The 16,208-nt window shown below is 68.9% G+C and carries 18 protein-coding genes; 6 read left to right on the top strand and 12 right to left on the bottom strand.

What is annotated here, in order from left to right; genetic code table 11:
• Positions 1 to 420 precede the first annotated feature (420 nt).
• Positions 421 to 942, top strand: a complete 522-nt coding sequence (locus AB0C84_RS02990) for a CAP domain-containing protein (RefSeq protein WP_361060523.1) — start codon at positions 421 to 423, stop codon at positions 940 to 942.
• A gap of 53 nt (positions 943 to 995) precedes the next feature.
• Here AB0C84_RS02990 and AB0C84_RS02995 read toward each other — a convergent pair whose 3' ends face one another.
• Together AB0C84_RS02995 and AB0C84_RS03000 are read right to left on the bottom strand one after the other, a co-directional pair.
• Positions 996 to 2,420: a sigma-70 family RNA polymerase sigma factor gene (locus tag AB0C84_RS02995; protein ID WP_361060525.1), complete on the bottom strand. Its 1,425-nt coding sequence runs from the start codon at positions 2,418 to 2,420 to the stop codon at positions 996 to 998.
• Positions 2,421 to 2,530: 110 nt separating this feature from the next.
• A complete protein-coding gene (locus AB0C84_RS03000; protein ID WP_361060527.1) occupies positions 2,531 to 3,151 on the bottom strand; it encodes a TetR/AcrR family transcriptional regulator in 621 nt (206 codons plus the stop codon).
• 50 nt (positions 3,152 to 3,201) lie between these two features.
• Between AB0C84_RS03000 and AB0C84_RS03005 the strand changes: the two genes are divergently transcribed.
• The gene (locus tag AB0C84_RS03005) at positions 3,202 to 4,092 is read left to right on the top strand and encodes an alpha/beta fold hydrolase (protein WP_361060529.1); all 891 of its coding nucleotides are present in this window, start codon (positions 3,202 to 3,204) and stop codon (positions 4,090 to 4,092) included.
• Here AB0C84_RS03005 and AB0C84_RS03010 read toward each other — a convergent pair.
• From AB0C84_RS03010 to AB0C84_RS03030, 5 genes are all read right to left on the bottom strand, one after another.
• The gene (locus AB0C84_RS03010; protein WP_361060531.1) at positions 4,081 to 4,767 is read right to left on the bottom strand and encodes an NAD(P)H-dependent oxidoreductase; all 687 of its coding nucleotides are present in this window, start codon (positions 4,765 to 4,767) and stop codon (positions 4,081 to 4,083) included. The two genes, AB0C84_RS03005 and AB0C84_RS03010, sit on opposite strands and share 12 nt — an antisense overlap.
• A 34-nt stretch (positions 4,768 to 4,801) precedes the next feature.
• Positions 4,802 to 5,134 carry a metalloregulator ArsR/SmtB family transcription factor gene (locus AB0C84_RS03015; protein ID WP_361060533.1) on the bottom strand — a complete coding sequence of 111 codons (333 nt, stop codon included), beginning with the start codon at positions 5,132 to 5,134 and terminating at the stop codon, positions 4,802 to 4,804.
• 105 nt (positions 5,135 to 5,239) lie between these two features.
• Positions 5,240 to 6,481, bottom strand: coding sequence for a DUF6596 domain-containing protein (locus AB0C84_RS03020; protein WP_361060535.1), 1,242 nt, complete (start codon positions 6,479 to 6,481; stop codon positions 5,240 to 5,242).
• Positions 6,478 to 6,849 (bottom strand): YciI family protein, encoded by a 372-nt coding sequence (locus AB0C84_RS03025; RefSeq protein WP_361060537.1) that lies wholly within the window; start codon positions 6,847 to 6,849, stop codon positions 6,478 to 6,480. Before AB0C84_RS03025 ends, AB0C84_RS03020 begins: the two co-directional genes overlap by 4 nt.
• Before the next feature lie 57 nt (positions 6,850 to 6,906).
• The gene (locus tag AB0C84_RS03030; RefSeq protein WP_361060539.1) at positions 6,907 to 7,560 is read right to left on the bottom strand and encodes a DUF998 domain-containing protein; all 654 of its coding nucleotides are present in this window, start codon (positions 7,558 to 7,560) and stop codon (positions 6,907 to 6,909) included.
• 156 nt (positions 7,561 to 7,716) lie between these two features.
• On the opposite strand from AB0C84_RS03030, the gene AB0C84_RS03035 reads away from it, so the two are divergent.
• Complete coding sequence (locus AB0C84_RS03035) at positions 7,717 to 8,187, top strand: hypothetical protein (protein WP_361060541.1); 471 nt, start codon at positions 7,717 to 7,719, stop codon at positions 8,185 to 8,187.
• Positions 8,188 to 8,322: 135 nt separating this feature from the next.
• Here AB0C84_RS03035 and AB0C84_RS03040 read toward each other — a convergent pair whose 3' ends face one another.
• On the bottom strand, positions 8,323 to 9,045 hold the full coding sequence (locus AB0C84_RS03040) for a PhzF family phenazine biosynthesis protein (protein ID WP_361060543.1): 723 nt from the start codon (positions 9,043 to 9,045) through the stop codon (positions 8,323 to 8,325).
• 197 nt (positions 9,046 to 9,242) lie between these two features.
• Positions 9,243 to 9,521: a hypothetical protein gene (locus tag AB0C84_RS03045; RefSeq protein WP_361060545.1), complete on the bottom strand. Its 279-nt coding sequence runs from the start codon at positions 9,519 to 9,521 to the stop codon at positions 9,243 to 9,245.
• 214 nt (positions 9,522 to 9,735) lie between these two features.
• Here AB0C84_RS03045 and AB0C84_RS03050 point away from each other — a divergent pair, with 214 nt between their 5' ends.
• Complete coding sequence (locus AB0C84_RS03050; RefSeq protein WP_361060547.1) at positions 9,736 to 11,430, top strand: DUF222 domain-containing protein; 1,695 nt, start codon at positions 9,736 to 9,738, stop codon at positions 11,428 to 11,430.
• A 400-nt stretch (positions 11,431 to 11,830) separates the two neighbouring features.
• Here AB0C84_RS03050 and AB0C84_RS03055 read toward each other — a convergent pair whose 3' ends face one another.
• Positions 11,831 to 12,688 carry a hypothetical protein gene (locus tag AB0C84_RS03055; RefSeq protein ID WP_361060549.1) on the bottom strand — a complete coding sequence of 286 codons (858 nt, stop codon included), beginning with the start codon at positions 12,686 to 12,688 and terminating at the stop codon, positions 11,831 to 11,833.
• Between the two features lie 561 nt (positions 12,689 to 13,249).
• On the opposite strand from AB0C84_RS03055, the gene AB0C84_RS03060 reads away from it, so the two are divergent.
• Positions 13,250 to 14,359 carry a winged helix DNA-binding domain-containing protein gene (locus AB0C84_RS03060; RefSeq protein ID WP_361060818.1) on the top strand — a complete coding sequence of 370 codons (1,110 nt, stop codon included), beginning with the start codon at positions 13,250 to 13,252 and terminating at the stop codon, positions 14,357 to 14,359.
• Between the two features lie 120 nt (positions 14,360 to 14,479).
• On the opposite strand, the gene AB0C84_RS03065 is transcribed toward AB0C84_RS03060, so the two are convergent.
• Together AB0C84_RS03065 and AB0C84_RS03070 are read right to left on the bottom strand one after the other, a co-directional pair.
• Entirely contained in the window at positions 14,480 to 14,680 is a 201-nt protein-coding gene (locus tag AB0C84_RS03065) for a DUF397 domain-containing protein (protein WP_361060550.1), read from the bottom strand.
• Positions 14,680 to 15,489, bottom strand: coding sequence for a helix-turn-helix transcriptional regulator (locus tag AB0C84_RS03070; protein WP_361060553.1), 810 nt, complete (start codon positions 15,487 to 15,489; stop codon positions 14,680 to 14,682). Before AB0C84_RS03070 ends, AB0C84_RS03065 begins: the two co-directional genes overlap by 1 nt.
• Before the next feature lie 106 nt (positions 15,490 to 15,595).
• Between AB0C84_RS03070 and AB0C84_RS03075 the strand changes: the two genes are divergently transcribed.
• The gene (locus AB0C84_RS03075) at positions 15,596 to 16,015 is read left to right on the top strand and encodes an ATP-binding protein (RefSeq protein WP_361060820.1); all 420 of its coding nucleotides are present in this window, start codon (positions 15,596 to 15,598) and stop codon (positions 16,013 to 16,015) included.
• Positions 16,016 to 16,208: the final 193 nt, after the last annotated feature.

Raw genomic sequence — 16,208 nt, forward strand, 5'->3', positions numbered from 1 at the left:
GAGCCCGGGTGGTCGCAGCCGCTGCAGCCCGCTGGTTGCCGATCTGTTTTCGCAGGTAAGGCGCAATCTTCGGATTTTGGGCGCAGTTTCTGTTATCCGTACGCGGCGGTCGGGTCTCCCAGGTGTCCGACAAATCCCTGGAAACTCGGAAGGCAGGCTGACGTGAGCGAGAGGAACAACGCGGGGTCGAGGCGGAGTCCCCGGACGCGTCGCGGGAGCTACGGGCGGGCGCCGCGTCCGAGCGGGCGTTGGTGGGCCGCCGTCGGCGCGAGTGCGAGCGTGCTCGCCCTGACGGCCGGGGTCGCCTATGGCGTCTCGGGCTCTTCCGACGCGCCGGCCGATTCCACTCCGGTCGCCGACCGCGCGGCACCCGCGCCCGCCCCGTCGTCCCCCGCCTTGGCGACCCCCTCTAAGACGAGCGTGCCGAACGGCAAGCCCAAGGCGTCCAAGAACACCGAGCGCTCGACCGTCGCGAAGAAGCCCGTGAAGCGCACAACGAAGCGTCCGCCGAAGAAGAGGCGGACGACCACACCGGTGCCCCGTTCCACGACGCCCGGCGGTGGCACGCTCGCCCAGCAGGTCGTCTCCCTGACCAACGCCGAGCGCGCCAAGAACGGCTGCGGGGCCCTGACGGTCGACTCCCAACTCCAGGCCGCCGCGCAAGGCCACTCCGACGACATGGTCGCCCGCAACTTCTTCGACCACACCAACCCCAGCGGCAAGAACCCCGGCGACCGGATCACCGCCGCCGGCTACCGCTGGTCCACCTACGGCGAGAACATCGCCTACGGGCAGCGGACGCCCGCCGCCGTCATGTCCGCGTGGATGAACAGCTCCGGGCACCGGGCCAACATCCTGAACTGCCGGTTCAAGAACATCGGCGTGGGCGTCACGCTCAAGTCCGGGACGCCGTACTGGACGCAGAACTTCGGCACCCGCTGAGGTGCGCGGGCGTGCGCGCCGGGGCCGTCACAGGCGGCCCCGGCGCGCACTCCTCACTGCGGCGAGGCGAAGTCCTGCGTCCACCAGGGGCCACCGGCGCCGGACACGATGCCCACGCCGATCTCGGTGTAATCGCAGTTCAGGATGTTGGCGCGGTGGTAGGTGCTCGTCATCCAGCTCGACACCGCCGAGGACGGCGTGGCGGCGCCCCGCTGGATGTTCTCCGCCCAGGCCCGCCACCGGTATCCGGCGGCGGTGATGCGGGCGCCCGGGTCCTGCCCGCTCGCGCCGTCGTGGGAGAGCACGCGGCGGGCGGCCATGTCGGCGGAGTGCTTCTGGGCCGCCCTCGTCAGCATCGGATTCTCGCGTAGGGGGCGGCAGCCGTGCCGCGCTCGCTGGATGTTGGCGAGCCGGATGACCTGCCGTCCCGGGCTGAGCGGCGGCTTGGACGTCTTGCGCGGCTTGGGCGAACGGCGGGTCCTGGACGGTGTGGGCGACGGATCGGGGGAGACCGGTGCCGCGCTCGGGGTGGCGACGGGCGTCCTCGGGGGAGCGGCGGACGGACGCTGCTCGTCACCGGGCATGGCGAAGAACCAGACGGCCACGGCGACCGCCGCGACCGTGGCCGTCCCGGCGATCACCGCATTGCGGGCGCCGTGCGACGCGTGCAGGGCGACGTCCGCGCCCGACAGCTTGAACCCCGCCAGTTCGGCCGCCGAAAGATGGGCCGGGGGCGGGACGAGGACCATGCCCGCGAGCAGCACCTCGGCCGGGGCGAGCCTGTGCCGGTGCGCGCGGCAGACGTCGCAACCGCGCGCGTGCCGCGCGATCCGCTTGCGCCACACCGGCGTGGGCCGTCCATTCCACGAGGACGTGAGCTCGGCGAGTCCCGGGCACGGCGGCGTCGCCGCGAGCGCGCGGACCACCAGCCGGCCCGTCTCCAGCTGCTCCTTCATCCGGTTCACACGCACGGCCGCGTGCCGCCGCTTCACGTCCAGGGCGGCGGCGAGCTCGGCGCGGGTCAGCTCGCCCGAAACCTCTAACCACCACAGCGAGAGCAGGTCACGGTCGGCCGGGTCCAGCCACCGGGTGGCCTCGGCGATCTCCTTGCGCTGTCCGGACAGCCCGAGCCGGACGATGGTGATCTCGACGAAGTCGCCGCCCGGATCGGGGAGCTCGTGCGCCGCGTCCAGGCCGACGGCGGGACGTCTCCGGTTCGCCGACCAGCGCCGCCGCACCTGGTTCATCGCGATCGCCACGAGCCAGGACCGGAACCGCGACGGGTCGCGCAGGCCGCCGAGGCCGTTCAGCATCCGCAGCATGGTGTCCTGGACGACGTCGTCCACGTCCGCGTGGCCGTCCAGCGCCCGGCCGACGACGTTGTACACCAGGGGCAGGCAGCCCGACACCAGCCGTTCCCTCGCCGCCGCGTCCCCCGCCTGCGCCGCCGCGACCAGCCGCTCCTCGCCGCCGTCCATCCGCATCCCTTCGCGCCACCGGACCGAACCGCTCGGCCACGTCAGAAGAGACCCCGCCGCCCTCCCGTCGATTACAGGAAAAAGCGATTACAGGAAAAAGTAGGACATGCTCAAGCGGGCGGGTGGTCACCACGGGCCGACGGCGCGCCGGTCGTCTGGAGGCGGCCGAGTTGGTGCCGGACGAGCGCGTCGGCCTCCTCGGCGGTGATGTGTCCCAACAGGAGCTGGGTGGCGAGCCCCTGGACGAGCGCGACGAGGAGCCGGGCTTCGCGCTCGGCATCGTCGCCGGACAGCGACGCCCCCCGGATCGTGTCCGCCACGGCGGACACGATCAGCTCGTGGCCTTGGCGGTGGCGGGCGGACGACTCCGTGTGGCGCAGGGTGTGGTGGAAGAAGGCGGCACCGACCAGTGCGGTCGCGCGGCGCTCCTCGTCCACCGGAAGGAGGGCCATGAGCAGCGCGTGGAGCGTGGCCGTCGCGTTCGTGGGATCGGGAACGCGTCCGACTGCGTCCTGGACGTGCCGGTCGATCCGATCGCGAAGTGCTGCGGCGGCCGCGGCGAGGAGATCGTCCTTGCCCGGGAAGTAGTGCTGGATCCGGCCGACGGACGTCCCGGCCTCGGCGGCGACCGCGCTCATCGTCACGGCCGCCGGCCCTGCTTCCGCCGCGATCCGCCACACGGCCTCGGCGAACTCCGCCCGCCGCCGGTCGTGGTCAACCCGCCTTGGCATGCGCGCCTCCTTTTTGCAATACGATCATATTGCCAACGAGGGGGTGCGCCATGCCAGACCGGATCGGCCGGTTCAAGTCTCCGGACGCGGAGCGACGCTTTCGAACCACCTACGCGGAGGGCATGCGGCTCCTACCGTCCCCGGTCGAGACCCACGACGTGCGCACGGCGTTCGGTGAGGTCCGCGCGTACCGGTTCGGTTCCGCCCCCGGCTTGCCGCTCGTGCTCCTGCACGGCGCCAACGGGACGACGGTCTCCTGGGAGCCCAACATCGAGCCGCTCGCGCGGCGGCGCACCGTCCTCTCCATCGACCTTCTGGGCGAACCGGGCGCCAGCACCCAGACGGCCCCCATCCGCAGCGCAGACGACCAGGCCGCATGGCTGGACCAGACACTGGAGGGCCTCGGCCTGGCCCGCGCTCACCTGGCCGGTGTGTCGATGGGTGGCTGGACGGCCTGCAACCTGGCCGTTCGCCGTCCTGAGAGGGTGGCCTCGGCGACCTTGCTCGACCCCATCAACACGCTTGCCCGCATGCCGCTCGGCCTGATCCTGCGCACGATCCCCACCCTGATCCCGGGCTTGTCACGGCGGGCGACGCCCCACTTCCTGCGCTACATCGACGGCCAGGGCGCAGACCCGCTCGCGGACCCGGTCGGCCGCGTCATCGACGCCGCGATGCGCGGATACCGCAAGGCGACGCCGCAACCGACGCTGTTCGAGGACGCCCAACTTCGCTCACTGAGCATGCCGATCCTCGCCATCGTCGCCGGCCGCAGCGTCATCCACGAACCCACCACCGCCCGCGACCGAGCCCAACGGCTGATTCCTCACGTCCGGGCAGAGCTGTGGCCGGACGCAACGCACGCCATCTCGGGCCAATGCGCCGACCGCGTGAACGAGCGCGTCCTGCAATTCACCGAAGAGGCCGACTCACACCAATGAGGCGTCGCGTGGCCTAGGACCTGCTGCGATGCGCGTGATGGACTCATTGACCATCTCCAGCGCCGCTGCTCGTTCCTGGTCGGCCATGTGGGCCGGTCCATACGTGATGACGGGGTCGAGCACCTGGTAGCCGACGAATTCCAGCATTCCGCGATGGATGTGGAAGAGGAAGTCGTCCATGGAGCCGAAGATGCCAGGCTGGAACATCTCGCTAGGGCCGCCGGTCGTGAACAACAGCATCGCTCGTTTTCCTGCGAGCGCCGCTTCGCCGAAGAGGCCGTAGTCCCCTCCGAAGACCGCGCCCATGGCGAAGACCCGGTCCACCCATCCCTTGAGGATGGCGGGCAGCGAGAACCACCAGAGCGGGAACGACAGCACCAGCAGGTCGGCGTCCAGCAGCCGGTCAAGGTGGGCCTGGACGGTCGCGTCGAGCGTCCCGTCCTTGACCGCGCGCATCTGCTCGGCCTGCGGCTTGAAGTAGCCCTCCGCCGATGCGAAGTCGTCGCGGGCGAGGGTCGGCGCCCAGGCGTCGGAGTAGAGGTCGAGGACGTCGACGCGGTAACCGGCGTCGCGCAGGGCCTGGGCCGCGGTGGTCATCTGGGCGGTGTTGAACGAGTGGGGCTCGGGGTGAGCGTGGACGATCAGGGCGACGGGAGCAGCGTCCGAGGTCGACATGGGAAAATCATATCGACATATCGCGATTCGTCAATCAGATGGTGACGGCGAACGCCTCCGCCAGTCGCGCCAGCCGCTCCTCGTCCCGCCGGTAGTGGGTCCACTTGCCCACCCGGGTGGGGTGCACGAGCCCTGCCCGTTCGAGCGTGCTCATGTAGCTGGAGACGGTCGACTGGGCGAGCCCCGCTTTGGCCTGGATGTGCGTGACGCACACGCCGACCTCCCGGCGATCCGCGATCGGCTCCCACTCGCCGAAGTGCCGCTCGGGGTCCTTCAGCCACTGCATGATCTGCAGACGGGCGGGGTTGCCGAGGGCCTTGAACACCTCGATCAGTTCCTCCGACCCCAACTCCGCCGCAGCGCCCATCAGCCGATCCCCTTCGTCCCGTCAAACCGACAAACCACGATATCTCGATATCCAAGGCACGCGAGTTCGTCGCTCCCGAACCCCGGCCGCGCCGTCACCTTGAGGTCAGGCGAGGCGGTCGGCTTTGGTGAGGAGGTAGCGCTGCTCGACCTGGTTGTCGGTCAGCGCGGCCGCCCGGCGGTACAGGCCGGCGGCGGACGCGTGCTCGCCGGTCATCTGCAGAAGATGGGCTCGGACGGCGAGTTCGCGCTGCCGGGTGAGGGGGTCCCGGTCCAGGTGGTGCCGGCCGTTGAGGTCGTCCAGGAGGGCCAGTCCCCGGACCGGTCCGTACGCTTGGGCGACCGCCACCACGCGGCTGAGCCGGATCGGCGCGGTCGGGGTGAGGCGTTCGAGCCAGAGGTACAGCATCGCAATCTGCGGCCAGTCGGTCTCCTCCGGCGACGCGGCCGCCGCGTGCACGGCGGCGATGGCGGCCTGGAGCCGGTAGGGGCCCGCCGCGCCGCGATTCCAGACGCTGTCGATCAGCTCGGTGCCCTCGCGGATCAGGTCGGGGTCCCAGCGTGTGCGGTCCTGCTCGTCCAGCGGCACCAGTTCGTGGTCGGCGCCGGCGCGCGCGTGGCGGCGGGAATCGGTGAGCAGCATCAGCGCCAGCAGTCCCGTCGCCTCGGCGTCGCCGGGGAGCGAGGCGTGGAGCATGCGGGTCAGCCGGATCGCCTCGCTGGTCAGGTCGACGCGGGCGAGTTCCCGGCCCGCCGTGGCCGTGTAGCCCTCGTTGAAGATCAGGTAGAGCACCCGCATCACGGCGGCCATCCGGGTGTCCCGGTCGGCGTCGGTCGGGGGAGTGAAGCGGGCACCGGCGCCGGCCAGCCGCTGCTTGGCGCGGCTGATCCGCGTCCCCATGGTGGCCTCGGTCGTGCCGTGCGCGTGCGCGATCTCGGCGGTGGTCAGGCCGCCGACCGCGCGCAGCGTGAGCGCGACCTGGGACGTGGTGCTCAGCGCGGGGTGGCAGCACAGCATCAGCAGGGTGAGGCTGTCGTCGACCTCCTGCGGGGGACCGGCCTGGCGGGCCGGTTCCCGCAGGGCCGACTCGGACATCCCGGCCTCGTGCTCGCGCCGGCGCCGGGCCTGGTCGGAGCGGAGCAGATCGACCATCCGCCGGTAGCCGATCCTGATCAGCCAGCTGCGCGGGTCGCTCGGCACGCCGTGGACGGGCCAGTCCCCGCTGGCGGCCAGCAGTGCCTCCTGGACGGCGTCCTCGGCGATGTCGAAGCGGCCGAAGCGCCGCACCAGGGCGCCGAGCACCTGCGGCGCCTCCGTGCGCAGCAGACGTTCGACGTCGCCGTTCACCCCGTGAACTCCTCCCCCATGATCGGCCGGATCTCGATCGGCTCCCCGAGCACCTCGACGATCCGCGAGGCGATCTCCACGGCGCGCTCCCGGCCGGCGACGTCGATCACGGCGAAGCTGGCCAGGACCTCCTTGAGCTCGGCGAACGGCCCGTCGGTCGCGACCACGCCGTCCGGCGCCCTGCGGACCGTGACGCTGACCACCGGATGCCCGAGGCCTTCGGTGGTGACGAACTCGCCGGTCTCGGTCAGCTCCCGCTCGAACTTCTGGTACTCGGCGAACGCCGCGAGCGCCTCCTCCGACGGAGTGTCGGCCGTCGCGGCGTCCCACGCGGCGGCCGGGGTGTAGCTGAGCAGCAGGTACTTCATGACGATTCTCCCCTTGGTTCCAGAATGCGCGGGCCGGGTCACAGGTGTATAGCCAGGTCAGCCCTGGTGCATGTCCCGGCGCCGCAGAAACAGCGCGACGACGGTCGTCCAGGTGAAGGCGACCAGGCCGTTCAGGGCGATCTGCAGGCTCATGTGATCCGGTGACATGGGCACCAGCAGCACGAGCGCGACGGCGCCGTGCAGCACGGCCGGCCACACGGCCCGCCGCCGCACGCACCGGACGGTCATCACGACGGCGGCGATGGCCAGGGCGGTGAAGGCGACGGCGGCCGCGACCGAATGCCCGACGCCGTGCCAGGACATCTGGTCGACGGGCCCCTCCGGGGTGCCGACCGGGAAGCCCTTCTCCGGATCCATCGGCAGCAGCCCGGCGGCGACCAGCCCGACCCCGAAGATCGCGACGAGGACCGGCACGGCTCGCCGGCCGATCCCCTCGGTGATCGTGCGCTTGAGGCCGACGGCCAGCGCGACGCCGCCCAGTCCCGCGAGCACGAACGTGACGATCTGGATCCAGCCGAGATCACCGGTGGCGAGCTGGCTGATCGGGTGCCGTGTGATGTCGAAGCCGTCCCGCAGGACCATCTGGGTGACGGCCGAGCCGAAGAACAGCGGGCCGGCGAGCGCGCCGGCCATCAGCGCGCGGGACGTGCGGCGGGCGGCGTGGGCCGAAGGGGCGGTGGCGGTGACCATTGGATTCCTCCTCATCGATGGGTCTCGCCGCTACCTCGGGACCACGTCCGGAATCTCGACACCGTCGACAGGTGACCTACGTCACACCGATGTCATGTCGGAACGGGTCAAGCCGCTCCGAGGTACCGGCGAACATCCACTACAGAGGAGGACGCGATGTCCGAGACCGCCCCGAACGAAACCCCCATGGACGAAACCCCCATGGACGAGACCGAGCCGCCGAGCGCCGAGGTGAAGGCCCTCGACCGCCTGGTCGGCACCTGGAAGGTCACCGGCGGAGCCGAAGGGACCGTGCGCTACGAGTGGATGCCCGGCCGCTACTTCCTGCTCCAGCACGTCGACCTCACCCAGTTCGGCGAGCCCGTCACCGGCATCGAGGTGATCGGCAACCTCCGCCCGTTCGGTGAGCCCGCCGGGGAGGACGTGATGTCGCGGTACTACGACTCGTTCGGAAACACCTTCGACTACGTCTACGAGCTGACCGGCGACCAGCTGACCATCTGGGGCGGCGCGAAGGGCAGCCCCGCCTACTTCAAGGGCACCTTCAGCGCCGACGGCGATTCCCTCGCCGGCGAGTGGGTCTACCCGGGCGGCGGCGGATACCAGTCCACCATGACCCGCATCTGACACACCCCCACCCCAACGCCGAGGAGCGCCGGCCCGTCCAACGGGCCGGCGCTTTTCGCATACCGGCACGAAGGAATCGTCGACCTCATCGATGAGAACCAGAAACGGCGCCCTGATGCTGCGGCGCTGCTGCGGTCAGGCCGTCCGGCCATAGAAGGCGTCAACCTTGGCCTGGACCTCGGCGGACGGCGGGTCGAGGACGCAGCGTCCTCCGAGCTCGACGAGTTCTTCGTCCACAGGCCGGGTGAGGATGAGCGAGTGGTGGCGGCCGTGCAGGACTTCGAGCGGGCGAGCCAGCTTCAGGGTCAGCAGCATGGAGGCGCTGCCGCACGCCTCGTCCTCGCCCTTGCCGATGCGCGGCGCCCAAAGCCGGGCGCGGATCCGGCCCGCGGGTTCGTCCATCCAGGCCCAGACCTGGGTGAAGTCCTCCCCGGCGGGCAGCCCGGTCAGCGCGTCGATCTCCTCGGCGTCCTCCATCTGGTAGTGCCGCCAGGGCTTGGACCAGGACGCCGGAGCGGTCAGCCAGACGGTGCCATCGGAATCGCGGCGGCATGAGACGCCGCCTGCTTCAGGGGTGATGGCGGTGACATGGAAGCCGAGGTGGTGCAGGACCTCGACCGCGGCGAGCGAGGGATGACCGCCGAAGCGAATGGGCAACCCATAGTTGCTGTGGATGCTCACCCGGCCCTCGGCGGCGTCGTGGACGAACACGGTGGCGGGAACCGCGAGATCGTCCGCGAGGTCCTGACGCTGCTGGGACGTCGCCGTCGCGCCCTCCGGCTCGACCACGACCAACGCGGGATTTCCGTGAGCCCCTTCAGCGTTCACGAACGCCCGCGCCAGCATGCACGTTGTCATGAAACGGCAACGTAGCAGGCACTACACCGACTACCGACCGCCAGGTGACGCGGGGCGTCGCAGCTCCCAGCAAAACCGATGGCACAGTGCGTCCCCGGCCTGATCGCGCTATATCTCCCTATCTCCTGGTTTGCGCGCGGGCAGAGGCAGGGGCAGGGGCAGGGGCAGGGTGTCATGGCTATCTCGCCCCGCGAGGTCTAAAGGTCCGCCGGTGGACGCCCAAGGTCGCCGAGGGAGTCCTTGAGCCGTTCTCGGGCCGCTTCCAGACGAGCGGTGTAGTCAGGCATGAAGATCTCTCCCAGCGACTTGTCCAACGTTCCAGAGATCTGGAGGGTCGGCGACCACACTGCTCGGTCTTCGTTCACCAGCCTGTCGAACTGCTCATTGGCCTCCATCCGGTCGAGCCAGACGGAGAGCACCAACGCCTGATCGCGCGTGAGCCTGATGGTGAAGTCGTCCTCGGACAGAAGGTTCATACATCACATCCATGTCGTCAGACATTGCTACGTCCGGGGCTGCTGGAAGGAGGCTGCGGGAGCCGACTAATGATCGGCCCGCCGGCCGGCAAACGCGAGGCGCCGAGGGCGCGAATCGGATTTCAGTCCCATCGGACTCCGACTATCGCGGTGGTGACAGTAATCAGGCTTGGTATCGGCAGGTGCTCGACCGCCAGTTCGATAAACTCTGTGTATGTGTTCGGTCACGGATATGGATCTAGGTGAGGCGTCCACCACGGAACTGGTGAACGCCCTCGCCGCGATCGCCTCCGAACTGGCCGCACGCACCGCTCCGGAGTCTGCCGCGGAGTGCATGGAGTTGGCCGAGACGTTAGCGGCTGCCTCCGACGTCCAGGAGAGTGCGCTGGTCGGGTTCATCGCCCGGGTCGACGAGAGCGGTGAGATGCGCCGCTGGGGCTTCCCTTCCGCGCAGGCGTGGCTGAGGTCGCGGCTGGGCATGCGCGATCAGCGCGCCAAAGAACGCATCACCCTGGCCCGGCACCTCCACCGGCTGCCCGCGGTCACCGAGCTGCTGGCCAGAGGCGAGTTGTCCTACGGCTACGCCACCACCGTCGCCGACGCTGTCGCCCGTCTCGACGATGACGACTGCGCCAAGGCCGAGATCCTGCTGCTGGACATGGTCGGTCAGGGCTTCTCGCCCGGCAAGGTCGCCGCGTTCGGTCGCCGCATCCGCGAGGTCATCACCGAACGCGACGGACACGACCAGGCTCCCCAGGACGCGCAGCGCGGGTATGAGCGGTCCTGGATCACCACCACCCGCTCCCTGGATGGCGGCCGCTACATCAACGGCTGGCTCAACCCCGAAGACACCGCCATCTGGGACGGCACCCTGGCCCCCCTCGCCAAACCGACCGGACCGGCTGGGCCGACCGGACCGACCGGACCGGCTGGACTGGCCGCCGGGCTCGACGACCCTCGCGACCTGCCCGAGCGGACCGCCGCCGCACTGACCGCTGTTCTGTCGGGCGGGCACAAGGCCACCAAGGTCACCCTCATCTGCGACCTGGACACCCTCACCGGCAGCCACACCCCCGCCCGCCTCACCGACGGCACCCCCATCCCCGCACCACAAGCCCGCCGCATCGCCCTCTCGGCCGGAGTGTCACCCCTCCTGCTCGCAGGCGGCCACACCCCCCTCTACCTGGGCCACAAGGTCCGCTTCGCCACCGCCGCCCAACGTCAAGTCCTGGAAACCCTCTACTCGACCTGCGCGGTACAAGGCTGCGAGGTCCCCGGGACACTGTGCGAAGTCGACCACGTCAACGGATGGGCCCTGGGCAACAGCCCCACCGACATCGACCAACTCGCCCTGTGCTGCGGATGGCACAACCGCTACAAACACGCCAATCCGCACCAAATCCACTCCACCCGAGACATCACCGGCCGTTTCACCTACCGCCTCCTCCCACCACCCCACACACGAACGACCGACCCACCAACAGCCAGCCCGCAAACAGTCGATTCACGAACCGTCGATCCACGAACCGCTGGCACAAAGGCGGCTGGCCCAGGAACAGCCAACTCACCAATGGGCGACTCCTTGACGACCGCCCCACCGACGACCGCCCCACCGACGACCGCCCCACCCGCATCCGACCCGCCAACAGGTGACCGGCGAGCAGTCGTCCCGCGAGCAGGTGACCCGCGGGTGATCGAGTCGCCAGCAGGTGATCCTCGGACGATCGGTCCACCTGCGGCCGACCCGCGAGCAGGTGACCCGCGGACGGTCGTCTCGCCTGCAGGTGGCCCGCCTGCAGGTGACCCGCAGATAGTCGAGTCGCATGTGGTCGAAACGCGAGCAGGTGACCCGCCAACAGCTGTGCCGCGAGGAGGTGGCGTGTCCACGACCCTCAAAGGCGCCGCATAGAACTTGCGTGGAAATCTGGCAAGGTGCGCCGTCAAGGCATCGACTGGTGCCGGAGATCTAGACTGACGCCAGTTGATCAGTGGCCCACTCACATGCTGGAGTTCAAGGTCCGCCCGGTGCTGCTGTCCGGCTTGGCCGGGCTGTGCTGGCAGCCAGAATCACCTGAGCCAGGGCAAAGGGGTCCTTGCGGCCGTCCGCACGAGCCCCGATCGTCACCACCGGGCATAGCCTGCGCGTTCACGCGGATGAAGAGTTGGGCGCGATGCTCGTGGGAGAGGGGGCTCCCGGCGTGGGGTGCCTTGCTGCCTCAGATGCCGGACCTTTCGGCGAGACCGACGAAGGCCAGGAAGCGCCCGACCTTGCGCGCGTTCCGACCCTGCCGAGCTTCACCCTCTGGGAATCAGCCTGGGGATGGCGGGACAAGACGCTTTCGGAGGGAGTCGAGCGTGACTCTGCCGATGTCGGTATCCACCGCCCAGAAAGTCCATCCGTTTTCGGAACCCTTGGTGACGTAGTCCGCCGCGCCCGAGGGGCTGGCGAAGAGGCGCCCGTCGTACTCGATGCGGCCGTCAGGCAAGACCGTGGCCTCTGCTGGACGAGCGGGGCTGGTGGAGACGATCTTCGCTTGTGCTTCGAGCAGGCCGGCGGCAAGGAGGTCTCGCACTGTGCCATGGATCTTTCGCCTGAGTCTCTTATCGCTACCGCTCGATACGCGCGGCGGCGGGAGAGTCGGTTCGAGCTTCGCGCTGGGCACCGAGGCGTCATGACCGAGGAGGCGCAGCACGCGGACGAACGGCGTGACACAGGATTCGAGCATCTGGCGATCGTGTGGCGGGAGTGTCTCGTCTACCGGACGGCGAATGTTGTGGAGGCGGGCGTTCGAGGCGGCGTCGAGGAGGTCGTACAGGCGTCCTTCCAGCCATCCGACTTGGGCCGAGTGGAAGCCGTACCTGGTGTCCCTGCGGACGAGGACGGCGCGCGACCAGTGGTCTTTTTGGCTGAGGTGGGTCGACAGGCGAGATCTGATGCCCGCAGGGGCCTTGCCCACGTAGACGCCCCAGGTGCCGTCGGAGGCGGTGGGGTCGAGGAGTGCGTAGACGCCGGCCACGTCCCAGTCGGAGCCGATGGTTCTGGCCCCAGCGCGCTCCACGATGGCCATACGCAGGGCGACGTGATCGATGTAGACCTCGATCGGCTCCTGGGCCGATCCGGGGATGACCACGTTCGTCGCCAGGCTGTCGACTGCGCCGATCTCCAAGATTCCCTCCCGACTCCTCAGGCATCGTAAGGCCGACTGCCGCGTGTGTAGTGCAGTTGAATACTCCCGAACGCCCAAAAAGCCCGGAAGCTATGGGTGTATGCCCAAGAGTCCCGTCGTCTGCTAGCCGAGTGGCATACTCGCGCGTCACCCCACCGCCGGGAAGAATGGGGGCGAAGCAGATATCCCGCAACGTTCGTCGCAATGCTCGGGGTGCGGGGTGATGAGACATGGTCGACTCGTTCGGGGAGTTGGCACGGCGTTCGCGGAACTTCGGTTTCCTGCTGCGCCATGAGCCGCTTCTGGTGGTGGACGGTGCGGCGGCCGAGACCTATATCTACAGCGACCCCGGCGCGGGCCATGGGCAAGGCGCTCTGAGTAGGACGGTCAGGGCTTGTGCGTGGCTTCGCCAGGCGTCGGGCGGGGCGCTCATGCTTCTGCTCCCATAAGGGTGTCGGCGATGGCGTCGGAGATGGGCGGCGGGTTTGCGTGAGGGTTGGCAGGGCTGCTTGTCGCGGAGCAACGAGTTCTTCCGCCCCTACTCTGACCTGTGTGACACCGATGCTCACTCGCCGCGCGCTCAACCGCGCCACGCTCGACCGGCAACTGCTGCTGGCCCGTTCGACACTGCCCGTGGTGGAGGCGGTAGAGCATCTGGTGGGTCTGCAGGCGCAGACGCCGCACTCGTGGTACGTGGGCCTGGGCGTACGGCTGGAGGACGTGCGCCCGGAGCAGATCGGGCAGTTGCTCCTCGACCGGCAACTGGTGCGCATCGCGTTGATGCGTTCGACGATCCACTTGGTGAGTGCGCGCGACTGCCTGTGGCTGCGCCCGCTGACCCAGCCCGTCCTGGACCGCGACCTGTTCTCCAACCACACCCACGGCGAACCCGTCCAGGGCTTGGACATGGACGAGTTGGTCGCCGCCGCCCGGCCGTTGGTTAAGGAGAAGCCGCGTACGAGCAAGGAACTCGGCGCGCTGCTGGCCGAACACGGCCGGGCGGCGGGATGGGGCGACCGGCCCCCGGCGTCGCTCGCGTACGCGGCCCGCAACAGGATGGCGTTGGTGCAGGTGCCGCCCCGGGGTGTGTGGGGGCGAAGCGGGCCCATCGCGCACACGACTGCCGAGGTGTGGCTGGGCCGATCTTTGGCGGCCGACGCGTCCCTTGAGGAGATGGTCCTGCGTTACCTGGCGGCGTTCGGCCCGGCGTCCGTGAAGGACGTGCAGAAGTGGTCAGGGCTGACGCGGTTGCGGGAGGTGGTGAACCGGCTGCGTCCCCGCCTGGCCGTCTTCACCGACGACGACGGGCGTGAACTGTTCGACGTCCCCGACGCTCCCCGGCCCGATCCCGACACCCCCGCGCCGCCGCGTCTTCTGTACGACTTCGACAATCTGCTGCTGTCGCACGCCGACCGCGGCCGCGTCATCACCGACGCCTTCCGCGCGCAGAACTACGCCACGCGCCGTCCACTGCCCGGCATAGTGCTCCTGGACGGGTTCACCGCCGGTGACTGGCAACTGGAACGTGAACGGGACACCGCGACGCTGCTCGTCCGGCCCTATGAGCAGCTCGCGTCGCGACACAAGGATGCGCTGGCCGATGAGGGTGAACGGCTCTTGGCCTTCGCCGCCGCCGACGCCGCCACTCGCGACATCCGCTTCGAATCCTGATGGGTCGCCGTTTCGCCGTTCCGGCTTGCTTAAGGTGGTCGGCGCTGGGCGAGCCTCGCCTTCGAGCGGCCGATTCCGAACGACGGTCGAAGGCGGAGGCCGTCCGCGTTGTCGGGAGGGTTAGAGGTCTAGGTCTCCGCGCTTCGCGCGGGTGATGAGTTGGGTGAAGCTCGTGAGGGTCAGGGTGAGGTGGCCGGTGTCGGGTGCCTTGCTGTCCCTGATGCCGCGTCCCTCTGCGAGAGCGGCCACCTCGACGCATTCTTCGCCGCCAGCGCCGCCTGTGCCACTCCGCAGGGATTTGCGCCAAATTGGCTTGCTCATCACAGTGCCTCCATGACCTTGGCTATGAGAATCCGCGTGGAATCTCGGGACAGGGCATCAGCGCCAATTCGGTCATACCGTACCCGGTAGTCATGGACCTTGGCAGGGTCCGTGACCAGACGCCCGCCGCCGACCGCCGCCGACCAGGCCACCCCTCTCCGATCTACTTCGAGGAGAGTGAACGATCCATCAACTCCCGGGTGGGCTCCTACGCTGCGCGGCACGGCACGAACAACGACGTTACGGCGTTGGCTCACCTCGATCAGGTGTGCGAGTTGCGCTCTCATGATCTCCGTGGAGCCGATGACGTCCCATAGGACCGACTCTTTGATCAGTATCCAGAGGTTCGGTGGATCCTGACCTGAGAGGACTTCCTGCCTCGCCATTCGCTCCTCGACTGCGGCATCCACGTCCTCGATGTTCTGGCCACCGACGATCAATGCGCGCATGTAGTCCGGAGTCTGCAGGAGACCATGGACTACCAGCGCTGAGTATGGGCTGATGGTTGAAGCTCGCCGCTCGTAGGCGGCGAACTGCTGGAACCAGTTGGGGTCGTGGCTGCTGTCGGCAAGTCCTCGAAGTCGGGTGAAATGACCGCGAGTGCGCCAAACCCGGTCAAGAGTTTCGGTGTGTCGTTGGGGGATTTTCGCGCTGCCCGATTCCCAGTTTGAAACTGTGGAATTATCGACGCCGCAGATCTGAGCTACGTCCACCTGGGAAAGGTTGCGTTCTTCGCGCCAAACTCGCAGGTCAACGGACAGCCAGTGCCACAGGTTGTGGTCGGGGTCAAGGCGATCTAATCGTGCCATTCAAGATCCTTCACTTAGGGATCACTGAACGAAACGCGACAAGCTTAACCGGCGGCGGAAAGGTGAGGACAGGGTTCAGGGAGAAAGGTGGCCTGAGAAGAATGGCATTCAGGACAAGCGGGACAAGCGTCCGTCAAAGGCGCCTAACGAGTTCGCGCTTCGGTGGCGGGCTTATCCGGAGAGCGTGTATCTGACGCGGTCGCTCGTGACGCAGGCGTGTGAGGCGTGGGGGCTGGGGCGGCTCGACCATGCCGGGCGGACGATCATGTCGGAGCTGGCGACGAACGCCGTGGTGCACGCCGTCGAGGGGCATGAGATCCAGGCCTGGGTCGCGCTCGTGGACGGTGCCGTCGAGTTCCGGGTGTGGGACCCGTCCCCTGCGCCGCCCGTCGTGCCGGAGGCCGATGCCGAGGCCGAGGGTGGACGGGGCCTGATGATGGTGCGGCTCTTGGCGACCGGCGGCTGCGGATACCGGCTGATCAGCGGCGGTCGCGGCAAGGTCGTCTGGGCGCGGCTGGCCCTCTAGGGCCCCCGCCCGTCCGGCGAGTGGACGCACCCGACCCCCTGGGGTGCGGCCGCGCTTCCCCCCCCGCCTCGCCGGACGGGCGGGCTCGACGTGGGCAGTGGTGGGACGCCCGAGCCGGCGCGTCATTGCCTAATCGGACTGTGGTCCGTATCATCTCCAATGAAAGCGGACCGTGGTCCTATTTGATTGGAAG

Origin of the sequence: Actinomadura sp. NPDC048955 (genome assembly GCF_040649435.1) — a bacterium.
Lineage (GTDB): Bacteria > Actinomycetota > Actinomycetes > Streptosporangiales > Streptosporangiaceae > Spirillospora > Spirillospora luteofluorescens.

Coding starts and splice junctions, on each gene's coding strand:
- AB0C84_RS03005 (WP_361060529.1), top strand. CDS start 3,202: ATGCCAGACCGGATCGGCCGGTTCAAGTCTCCGGACGCGGAGCGACGC.
- AB0C84_RS03000 (WP_361060527.1), bottom strand. CDS start 3,151: ATGCCAAGGCGGGTTGACCACGACCGGCGGCGGGCGGAGTTCGCCGAG.
- AB0C84_RS03010 (WP_361060531.1), bottom strand. CDS start 4,767: ATGTCGACCTCGGACGCTGCTCCCGTCGCCCTGATCGTCCACGCTCAC.
- AB0C84_RS03040 (WP_361060543.1), bottom strand. CDS start 9,045: ATGACAACGTGCATGCTGGCGCGGGCGTTCGTGAACGCTGAAGGGGCT.
- AB0C84_RS03045 (WP_361060545.1), bottom strand. CDS start 9,521: ATGAACCTTCTGTCCGAGGACGACTTCACCATCAGGCTCACGCGCGAT.
- AB0C84_RS03050 (WP_361060547.1), top strand. CDS start 9,736: ATGTGTTCGGTCACGGATATGGATCTAGGTGAGGCGTCCACCACGGAA.
- AB0C84_RS03025 (WP_361060537.1), bottom strand. CDS start 6,849: ATGAAGTACCTGCTGCTCAGCTACACCCCGGCCGCCGCGTGGGACGCC.
- AB0C84_RS03030 (WP_361060539.1), bottom strand. CDS start 7,560: ATGGTCACCGCCACCGCCCCTTCGGCCCACGCCGCCCGCCGCACGTCC.
- AB0C84_RS03070 (WP_361060553.1), bottom strand. CDS start 15,489: ATGGCACGATTAGATCGCCTTGACCCCGACCACAACCTGTGGCACTGG.
- AB0C84_RS03015 (WP_361060533.1), bottom strand. CDS start 5,134: ATGGGCGCTGCGGCGGAGTTGGGGTCGGAGGAACTGATCGAGGTGTTC.
- AB0C84_RS03035 (WP_361060541.1), top strand. CDS start 7,717: ATGTCCGAGACCGCCCCGAACGAAACCCCCATGGACGAAACCCCCATG.
- AB0C84_RS03065 (WP_361060550.1), bottom strand. CDS start 14,680: ATGAGCAAGCCAATTTGGCGCAAATCCCTGCGGAGTGGCACAGGCGGC.
- AB0C84_RS03060 (WP_361060818.1), top strand. CDS start 13,250: ATGCTCACTCGCCGCGCGCTCAACCGCGCCACGCTCGACCGGCAACTG.
- AB0C84_RS02995 (WP_361060525.1), bottom strand. CDS start 2,420: ATGGACGGCGGCGAGGAGCGGCTGGTCGCGGCGGCGCAGGCGGGGGAC.